Below are 8,951 nucleotides of genomic sequence, written 5' to 3' on the forward strand. Positions count from 1 at the left end.
TGAGCCAGGATCAAACTCTCCATGAGTTCAAACAGCTCTCTTGGAACGAAACGCCGGACTTTCGTCCGTTGCTTTCGTTCGGAAAATTCACGTTCACGTCCCGTGTTCAGCGGCCGCGAAGGACGTGATGCCTTCGGCTTATGCCGCCACGGGGCGCCCGTTTCAAAGCACTCCCAATGACCCGAGTTTTCAAAAACAGCTCGCGAGCCCTTGACTCGCTTCATTCGCATCCGGCCAGTTTCACCCGGCCGCCGCGTCTCCTTCTGCCGCCAGCCGCCTCGTTCGTGGCAGCCCTTCAATCTATCAGCCTCGACCTGTCCGGTCAAGGGGCGGCGGCGAAGAGGTTTCCCAATTCTTCATCCGCCGACTTTCTTGCAACGCCTTCAACCTAAACCACTTAGGCGTTTCGAGCAAGAGGCGGAAATCCAGAATTCCGCTTCCCGCACCGCCCGCCGTCCGTTCAAGCGACAGCCCTAAAGGATATCAGCCTGTACCATCGGCGTCAACCCCGGATCGTGCCGCCGAATCGACTTGGCCGCGAAGGGGCGCATAGTATAACGGAAGTGTTGGACGTGTTCACCCCCCGCATAGCGATCACGTAACCCGAATCGCGACGGCACCAGCAGACGTATCTAGGTATCATCCGCCCGCGGCCGTTTACCGTTTGCGGCGGAGGGGCTACTTTCCTGCGCTTACGAGCTCTCGTACCCGTAACCAACGCACCGCCTTGGCCCGCACCATTGCATTCGACTACGGCGAGCGCCGCATCGGCGTGGCGGTGAGCGACCCCACGCGCACCATCGCGACGCCGCTCACCACGCTGCAACGCCGCGCCGGCAAGCGCCCGCCCTGGCCCGAGATCACGGACCTGGTGCGCCAGCAGGAGGCGGACGAGGCCGTCATCGGCCTGCCGCTGGACCTTGCCGGCGAGGAGGGCGCGTGGGCGGCGGAGGTGCGCGCGTTCGGCGACGATCTAGCGCGGCGCACGGGGCTGCCGGTGCACTGGATGGACGAACGGCTGTCGTCCGTGCGCGCGGAACGGGCCATCCGCGGCCTGGGGCTCAAGAAAAGCGATCGCGAGCAAAAGGAGCGCATCGATGCGGGCGCCGCGGCCGTGATCCTGGAGGGATACCTGGCCCTGCGTCGCAATCGCGCTGCCGCCGAGGCGGAGGAGAGCTCCGAATGAGCATCAGACGCATCAGCCGTAGCAGGCTATTCCCTATTCCCTATTCCCTATTCCCTCTGCTCGCCCTCCTGGCCCTGGCCGCCTGCGGCTCCGGCCAGGGCCAGGGCCAGCCCGTGCGCTTTACCGTGCCGCGCGGCAGCGGGATGTCGGCCGTGGCGGATACGCTGAACGCGCGTGGCGTCATCGGATCGCCGGGCATGTTCAAGACGTACGCGCGGATGAAGGGCGTGGGCAGCAAGCTGCAGCCTGGCGTGTACGAGGTGCGGCCGGGCGCGGCGTTCGACCTCATCCTTCGCAAGCTCACGACGGGCGACGTGGTCAAGACGCGCCTGGTGATCCCGGAAGGGTGGGAGCTGCGCCGGATCGCGCCACGGATCGCGCAGATCACGGGGCAGCCAGCGGATTCGGTGCTGTCGCGGCTGATGGATCCCGCGCAGGCGAACAAGTACGGCGTCCCCGGGCCCACGCTGGAGGGCTACCTGTATCCCGCGACGTACGTCTTTCCCATGGGCGTGTCGCTGGATGCCATCCTACGCGAGCTCACGGGCCAGTACAAGCGCCTCTGGACGCCCGCCATGCGCCAGCAGGCCCAGGTGCTGGGGATGAACGAGCGCGAGGTGGTGACGCTCGCATCCATCGTCGAGAAGGAAGCCAAGGTGTGGTCCGAGCGGCCCACCATCGCTGGCGTGTACCACAACCGGCTCAAGCGCGGGATGCGGCTGGAGGCGGATCCCACAGTACAGTACGCGCTTGGCGAGCACCAGCGCCGTCTGCTGCGCCGCCACATCCAGCAGACGGCCGACGATCCGTACAACACGTACCGCAACGCCGGCCTGCCGCCGGGCCCCATCGCGTCCCCCAGCCGTGGCGCAATCGAAGCAACGCTGCAGCCGGCGCGGCACGACTTCGTCTTCTTCGTGGCGCGGGCCAACGGCACGCACGTCTTTACACGCACGTACAACGAGCACCTGCGCCAGGTCGCCCGCTACCGCGCGGAGATGCGCGCGCAACGCCAGCAGCAGGCACCTTCGGGCCGATGATCGAGGACCTGGGGGAACGGCTGCGGCTCATCGTCGTCACGGACCCGGACTGCGGGCCCGGGCGCGGCGTGGTGGACGTGGTCCGCGCGGCCCTGCGGGGCGGCGCGCCCGCCATCCAGCTGCGGATGAAGGACGCGCCCGCGCGGGAGATGGCCGCCGTCGCCCAGGCGCTGCTGGCGGAGACGCAGGCGGCCGGCGCGCTGCTGTTCATCAACGACCGCGTGGACGTGGCGCTGGCCGTGGGCGCGGACGGCGCGCACGTGGGCCAGGACGACCTTCCCGTGGACCAGGCGCACCGCATCGCTCCGCCCGGGTTCCTTGTCGGCGTGTCGGCGGAGACGATCGAACTGGCGCGGCGGGCGGAGGCGGACGGTGCGGACTATGTCGGCGTCGGCCCCATCTACGCGACGGACAGCAAGGCCGACGCGGGAGAAGCCGTGGGCGTGGAGCGTGTCGCGGAGGTGGCCGCTTCGGTGCGCATTCCCGTCGTGGGCATCGGCGGGATCGCGATCGCCAACGCACCGCCCGTGCTCCACGCCGGCGCGGCCGGGGTCGCCGTCATCAGCGCCGTCATGCGCGCGGATGATCCGGAATCCGCCGTCCGCGCGCTCCTGCGGCGCTGATCCGGATCGACGATCATCATCGTCCGGCTCCGCCACACCTTCCGACATCCATCCCTTCCCGCCATGCCGAGCCTCGCCTGTCCCAGCTGCGGAACGACCCTGCCGGAGGATGCCTCGTTCTGTATGCGCTGCGGAACGCGGATCGAAGCACCCACCGCTCCAATTGAGCCCGCCTCGGCCGCGGAGAACCAGGCGTACCGCTGCATCTGCGGCACGTGGAACCGCACGGGAGACGCGCAGTGCGCCTCGTGCAGGCGGCCGCTGGGCCAGACGCCTGCGCGAAACCGGCCCGTGCAGTACGTGCACACGGGCCCCGTGCATCATCCCATCATCCGCCCCGATCCCGTGCGCGAGCGCATGGAGCGCGACGAGGAGGCGGGGAACACGCTGGGATGGGTGGCCGTCGTCTGCGGCGTGCTGTCCCTGCTCATCTTTCCCGTGCCGATGGGCGTGATCGCGATTGCTTGCGGCATCCCCGCGTACCTGCGAGGCGCCAAGCATGGCCTCATCGGGATGTTCATCGGCCTGCTGGGCATCCTGCTAATCATCTGGGCCTACCGATAGAGCACGGAAGCCGCCACCTCGGCGACGGCGACCGCGAAGGCAGGATCGTCACCGTCCTCCAGCGACCACGCGGCGGACAAGCCCGACCAAGCCACGATCCACCGCAGCAGACGCCCGCACTCCACCATTGCCGCGTCCGCCACCACGTCCACCTGCCGCGCCAGCCGTCCCGGCGCCAGGGCGATCCGCGGCTCGGGATTGAGGAACAGGTTCGCGAAGTCGAACGTGCGCTCGCCCATCAATCCCTTGGGGTCAATGGCGAGCCAGCCGCGCGCGCCAAAGTCCAGCACGTTCCCGTGATGCAGGTCGCCGTGCAGGACGGTGACGTCCCGCGGATCGGCCAGCAGCTCGCGCGCGGCCTGAAGGGAGCGGAGGAGGGTGCCGCCGTGCGCCGCGGCCGCGGGCTCCAGCGCCCGGAACCAGCGCGCCAGGGGGACGAGCTCCGGTGTGGGCCGGTCGCGTGGTGCGTGCAGCCGGGCCGCGGCCGCGCAGAGGATACGCGTCGCCTGGTCGTCGCGGCCGCCGCGCGCCATCTCCGCGAGCGAGCCCGCGCCCGTGGCGCGTTCCAGCAGAAGCGCGTCGCCCGCGTGCGCCAGGACACGCGCGGCGCCCTCGCCCGCCCACCACGCCATCAGGCGCGCCCCCGCCCGCTCCTCCGGCGCGTGGGCGACCTTGAGCATGGCCGGCTCCCCGCCCCACAGGACGGGAAGCAGGCGGCTGCTGTGTGTCGTGATCGGCTCGCCGTCGGGAATCAGCCCCCAGCGCGCGAGGTGCTCGTCGAACATCCGCCGTCCCTCCGCCGATCGGTTCACGCCACGCGCAGCCCCACCTCCGTGGCGATGGCCTGAAGTCGGTCGCCGGCATCGTGCTCCAGCGCCAGCACGTACGCGCAGGTGGGATGCGGCACGGCACCAAAGCGCCGCTTCTCCACCTCCGCGTCCATCCCCATGTGCAGCGTGTGGGCGCCCAGCTCGCGGGCACGCCGCATCATCGCCAGCAGCATCTGGCGGTACGCGCCGGACGACGTGCCGGTCACGTCCGCGTAATCCACGCCACACATGAACGCGGCATAGTGTCCGTCCTGTCGGTGCGCGGCGAACCAGGAGACGGGCCGTTCCGCGTCGCCCTCCGCCTTCGAAAGCGCCACCACCTCCCACGAAGGATTCGCGAGCAGCGCCGGGATTACGTCCTCCGGGAGCGCGTAGGTGTTGATGCGCAGCCCGCGCGCGGCGACGTCGCGGTACAGCGAATACAGGTGCGACGCGAAGCCGGGATCCGCCGGCGTGCGGCCGTTCACGCCCCACACCTCCACGCGATATCCCTCCGACGCGATGCGCAGGTCGCGTAGAAGGCGCCGGGTGCGGCTCCCCGCCCGGGCGGCGCGCCCCTCCTCGCTCCATTCGCGCAGGTCCAGCCGGTGGCTGTGCAGGATGGGGAGCTTCACGAAGTCGCGCGCGCCCATCCACGCGTCCAGCGCCCCGTCGTCGCCCGCGAAGTCGCGCAGGATGACGGCGGATGCGCTCCATTCGCGCGCGGCGTGCATCATCTCCCCGTGGATGGCACCCAGGGCGGCCGGCCACGCCGGGTGCGCGCGGTCCAGGAACAGGTGGTCGCCCTCGGACAGGTACGAGCCCAGCGTGACGACCTCGGAGCTGAGCAGGTACGGGTCGCCCGCGCGCCGCAGCCGCTCTACTTCCGCCGAGACGCGCGCGTCTGAGAACATGTCATCCTTGTGCAGGCACCGGCTGAAGTACGTCGCGGCCGCCGGCGTGCCGTCCCCGCGCCGCACGACGACGTACCGAAAGCGCCATCGGTGCTCAGGCAGCGGCTGATCCGCGCCGAACAGCGCCTCCGCCATCCGCAGCGCGTCCCAGCTGCTGGCGCCCCGCCCCGACATGCATCTGTCCCACTCGGTGCGATCCACCTCCGCGATGGTATCGCACACCTCCACCCGCCATCCTTGCGGCAGCGGCGTCTCCGTCCCGCGCACGACGGGCGAAGCGGGGATCGCCCGGGGACGCGGGCCGCCCCACGACTCCCCGGGCACGGCATCGTGATACAGCTCGTCCAGCTCGCCGCGGCTGATGCCGTGCTCCGCCAGCGCGCGGGGAACGTGGCGCGCCAGGGCCTCGATCACGCCGCGGATCTCCGTCGGCGTGTGCAGCGCCGTCACGGCCAGGCGAATGCCCGCGCGCCGCTGCGGCACGGACGGGTAGGTGCTGATGGTGATGTGCCAGCCGTCCTCCATCATCCGTTCCGCGACGGTCATCGCCGCCTCGGCGCGCCCCATCCGCAGAAAGAAGATGGGTCCCTCGTTGCGCAGAAGGAGCGGCAGGTCGTGCTCGCGCAGCAGCGTGTCCGTCAGTGCGGCGCGGGCCGCAAAGGTGCGCTGCAGCCCATCGATCTCGTCCGACAGGTGCACGCGCGCGGAGCCCAGGGCCGCACCCAGCATGGGCGGCTGCATGGGGCCGGAGAAGACGTACGGCCCCCCGCACAGCCGCACCCGGTCGCGCTCCTCCGCCGAGGCAAAGACGAACGCGCCGCCACCGGCCGCGAACCCCTTCACGAGCGACGTGCCCAGCACCACGCGCTGGCTCAGGGGAAAGCGCGACAGGAACCAGCCGCGCCCGTGCCGGCCCGCCCAGCTCATCCCGTGCGCGTCGTCCACGTACAGGCGCACGTTGGGCGCCACGTCCAGCACCTGGCGCAGCAGGCCCAGCGGCGCGAAGTCGCCGTACATCGAGTAGATGCCGTCAATGGCGAACCAGACGGTGCGATGCGTTCGCGCCAGCCGCGCGACGGTCTCCAGCAGGCGCGCGTCCAGCTCGCGGTGACGGATGACCTCCACGCGCGCGCCGCCCGCCTGCGCGAGGGTGGCCGCCACCTGCACGCTGCGGTGTGCCTGGTTGTCCACCAGGATCGCATCCTTTTCCGTCGCCAGCGTGGGCAGCACCATCTGGTGGCCCAGCGTGGTGGACGGCGTCACCAGCACGTGCCCGCCAAAGACGGTGGAAAGGAGCGATTCCAGCTCCTCGTACGGCGGCGCGGAGGCGTACCCGCGCGACTGCGAGAACTGCGTGCCGTAACGGCGGACGGCGCTCGTGACGCCCTGGATGAGCGCAGGGTGAAACTCCAGCCCCAGGTACGAGCACGAGCCGAACGTTACCCGCGGCCGCCCGTCCAGGTGGATGGTGCGGCCCTGCAGCGGTTCGTCGTCCACGCCCTGGAACAGGACGCCGCGGCCGCGCGCCTCGCGGTGTATGCCTTCAACGATGGAGATGTGCTCCGACGCGTTCACGTGCGTGTCTCCGGTGCGGAGGAACAGATGAATTGGGATGGATGGAGCCTATCACCCCGGCGACTCGCATACGTCCCATCTCCGAACGTTCCTGTGGCGCGGATGAGATTCGACCCCATCCACGCGATCGAGAAAATCTCGAATCTGGGGTACGAAAAAGAGCCGGGGCCCGGCAGTGATGCGGGACCCCGGCTTCAGAACGAACCACGGCGATCCGCTACCAGGCGGCGTCGCGGCCGTCCAGCTCGTACTTGGCCAGCATGCGGTGGATGGTCTTGCGGTCGATGCCGGCCGTGCGGGCCGCCTGCGAGATGTTGCCGCCGTGCCGCCGCAGCAGGTCGCGCAGGTACTCCTTTTCGAACACCGTGATGGCGTCGTTCTTGGCGTCGTGGAACGGCAGGTCCGCCGAGTACGCCACCGTGGGCCGCCCGTTCGTGGGCCGCATCGTCAGCTCCTCGGGCAGGTCCTCCGGCGTGATCTCCTGCCCCGGCAGGCACAGGGACGTGATGCGCTCCGTCACGTTCTGCAGCTCGCGGACGTTGCCCGGCCAGTGGTAGTCGCTCAGCACGCGCAGCGACTCGGCGCCGAAGCGCAGGTTGCCGCGGTCGTACTCCTGGCCGAAGCGGCGCAGAAAGTAGTTGGCCAGCGCGGGGATGTCCTCGCGCCGCTGGCGCAGAGGGGGGAGCCGCACGGGCACCACGTTCAGGCGGTACAGCAGGTCCTGGCGCAGGTTGCCGTCACGCACGGCCTGCTCGGGATCGCGGTTGGTGGCCGAGACCCAGCGCACATCAATGGGGATCTCCGACTCGCCGCCCACGCGCCGAATGCGCCGCTCCTGGATTACGCGGAGGAGCTTGGCCTGAAGGTCCATGCTCATCTCCGAGATCTCGTCCAGGAAGAACGTGCCGCCGGACGCCACCTCCAGCAGGCCGCGACGCTGGTTGTCCGCGCCCGTGAACGATCCCTTCTCGTGACCAAACAGCTCGCTCTCCAGCAGGTGGTCCGGGAGGGCGGCACAGTTGATGGCCATGAACGCGCGCCCCGACCGCCGGCTGTTGGCGTGGATGGCGCGGGCGATGAGCTCCTTGCCGGTGCCCGACTCGCCGGAGATGAACACGCTGGCGTCCGTGGGCGCCACGCGCGACACCACCGAGAACACCTTCTGGATGGCCTCGCTGGTGCCGATGATGTTCTCGAAGCTGTAGTGCTTCTTGAGCTGGTCGCGCAGGTGGGCGTTGTCGCGTACCAGCTGCACCTGCTGCGCCGCCCGGCCGATGAGGATGCGCAGCTGCGTGGCCGTGAACGGCTTGGGGATGTAGTCGTACGCGCCGGCGCGGATGGCCTCCACGCTGCTGTCAACCGTGGCGAAGCCGGTGATCATCACCACCAGGGTCTCGGGCGCCAGCTTCTTGATCTCCTTGAGGAGCGTGAGGCCATCCATATCGGGCAGCATCAGGTCCGTGAGGACGATGTCGGGCCGATGGCGCCGCACGTTGTCCAGGGCGTTCTTGCCACGGCCTTCGGTGTGGACCGTGTACCCTTCGCTGGACAGGATCTGCCCGCAGCTCTTAACCAGCAACTCTTCGTCGTCACAGATCAGAACGCTGATCGGGACTTCGGAGTTCGAGGTGTCGCTCATTTGTTCTTGCCGGAGAGGAGCGGGCGGATGGTGCCTCGTCACATGTCAGTTGGAGACACTTGCTGGGACACAGTATACGTTCGGAACGGCTGTGGGGCAACCATGTCGCACCGACTCCCGCCCCTCCACAAGGCTGCAGCATCAGCACCGCACGTATCGGGTCACCGGCGACCCACTTTGTGTATCTGAATTGGTGGACTGCTACTCAGCATTGTCCCAGAGGCGCACCGGGTGCGGCGTTCAAGCTACGCTCCGAAGGTGAGAATCTTTCAGAACGGGTAATTGCGGGTTGCCAAGGGAAAGGTTATAGGGGACCGCCAACAACAGCGGTTGTCCGCGTCCTCCGCGGCTCTGCGTGAGAAGATCAGTTGCCGTTCCTCTGCTGCCCCTGCTGCCTCTGCGTGAGAAAAGCAGTTGCCCTGGATCTCGACAGAAAAGCAAACGCCCGCTCCGATCTGTTGATCGAAGCGGGCGTTTGTCCAAGATGAGGCCGGCGGCGCCGTACTCTCCCACCGGGTGGCCCCGGCAGTACCATCCGCGCAGCGGGTTTTCACTTCCGAGTTCGGGATGGGATCGGGTGGATCCCCCGCGCCATAGCCAC

At 68.9% G+C, this 8,951-nt stretch carries 8 protein-coding genes and 1 rRNA gene; 4 read left to right on the forward strand and 5 right to left on the reverse strand.

Going from position 1 to position 8,951, the window contains the following annotated elements; translation table 11 throughout:
- On the reverse strand, nt 1-224 hold a 224-nt coding region (locus tag VFZ20_RS20195), incomplete at its 3' end, for a hypothetical protein (RefSeq protein ID WP_329685744.1).
- Between the two features lie 503 nt (nt 225-727).
- Between VFZ20_RS20195 and ruvX the strand changes: the two genes are divergently transcribed.
- From ruvX to VFZ20_RS20215, 4 genes are all read left to right on the forward strand, one after another.
- Entirely contained in the window at nt 728-1,186 is a 459-nt protein-coding gene (gene ruvX / locus VFZ20_RS20200) for a Holliday junction resolvase RuvX (RefSeq protein ID WP_329685745.1), read from the forward strand.
- The gene (gene mltG, locus VFZ20_RS20205; RefSeq protein WP_329685746.1) at nt 1,183-2,226 is read left to right on the forward strand and encodes an endolytic transglycosylase MltG; all 1,044 of its coding nucleotides are present in this window, start codon (nt 1,183-1,185) and stop codon (nt 2,224-2,226) included. The genes ruvX and mltG overlap by 4 nt, the downstream gene beginning before the upstream one ends.
- Complete coding sequence (gene thiE, locus VFZ20_RS20210; protein WP_329685747.1) at nt 2,223-2,849, forward strand: thiamine phosphate synthase; 627 nt, start codon at nt 2,223-2,225, stop codon at nt 2,847-2,849. The genes mltG and thiE overlap by 4 nt, the downstream gene beginning before the upstream one ends.
- Nucleotides 2,850-2,912: 63 nt before the next feature.
- A complete protein-coding gene (locus VFZ20_RS20215; RefSeq protein WP_329685748.1) occupies nt 2,913-3,413 on the forward strand; it encodes a zinc ribbon domain-containing protein in 501 nt (166 codons plus the stop codon).
- Here the strand turns inward: VFZ20_RS20215 and VFZ20_RS20220 are convergent.
- From VFZ20_RS20220 to rrf, 4 genes are all read right to left on the reverse strand, one after another.
- On the reverse strand, nt 3,404-4,198 hold the full coding sequence (locus tag VFZ20_RS20220; protein ID WP_329685749.1) for an aminoglycoside phosphotransferase family protein: 795 nt from the start codon (nt 4,196-4,198) through the stop codon (nt 3,404-3,406). The genes VFZ20_RS20215 and VFZ20_RS20220 overlap by 10 nt on opposite strands.
- 23 nt (nt 4,199-4,221) lie before the next feature.
- Nucleotides 4,222-6,711 (reverse strand): aminotransferase class I/II-fold pyridoxal phosphate-dependent enzyme, encoded by a 2,490-nt coding sequence (locus tag VFZ20_RS20225; protein WP_329685750.1) that lies wholly within the window; start codon nt 6,709-6,711, stop codon nt 4,222-4,224.
- 217 nt (nt 6,712-6,928) lie between these two features.
- Nucleotides 6,929-8,350 carry a sigma-54 dependent transcriptional regulator gene (locus tag VFZ20_RS20230; RefSeq protein ID WP_329685751.1) on the reverse strand — a complete coding sequence of 474 codons (1,422 nt, stop codon included), beginning with the start codon at nt 8,348-8,350 and terminating at the stop codon, nt 6,929-6,931.
- 488 nt (nt 8,351-8,838) lie between these two features.
- Nucleotides 8,839-8,951, reverse strand: a 5S ribosomal RNA gene (gene rrf / locus VFZ20_RS20235); the annotation flags it as partial.

This window comes from Longimicrobium sp. (assembly GCF_036280135.1).
In the GTDB taxonomy this organism is placed as follows: Bacteria; Gemmatimonadota; Gemmatimonadetes; order Longimicrobiales; family Longimicrobiaceae; genus Longimicrobium.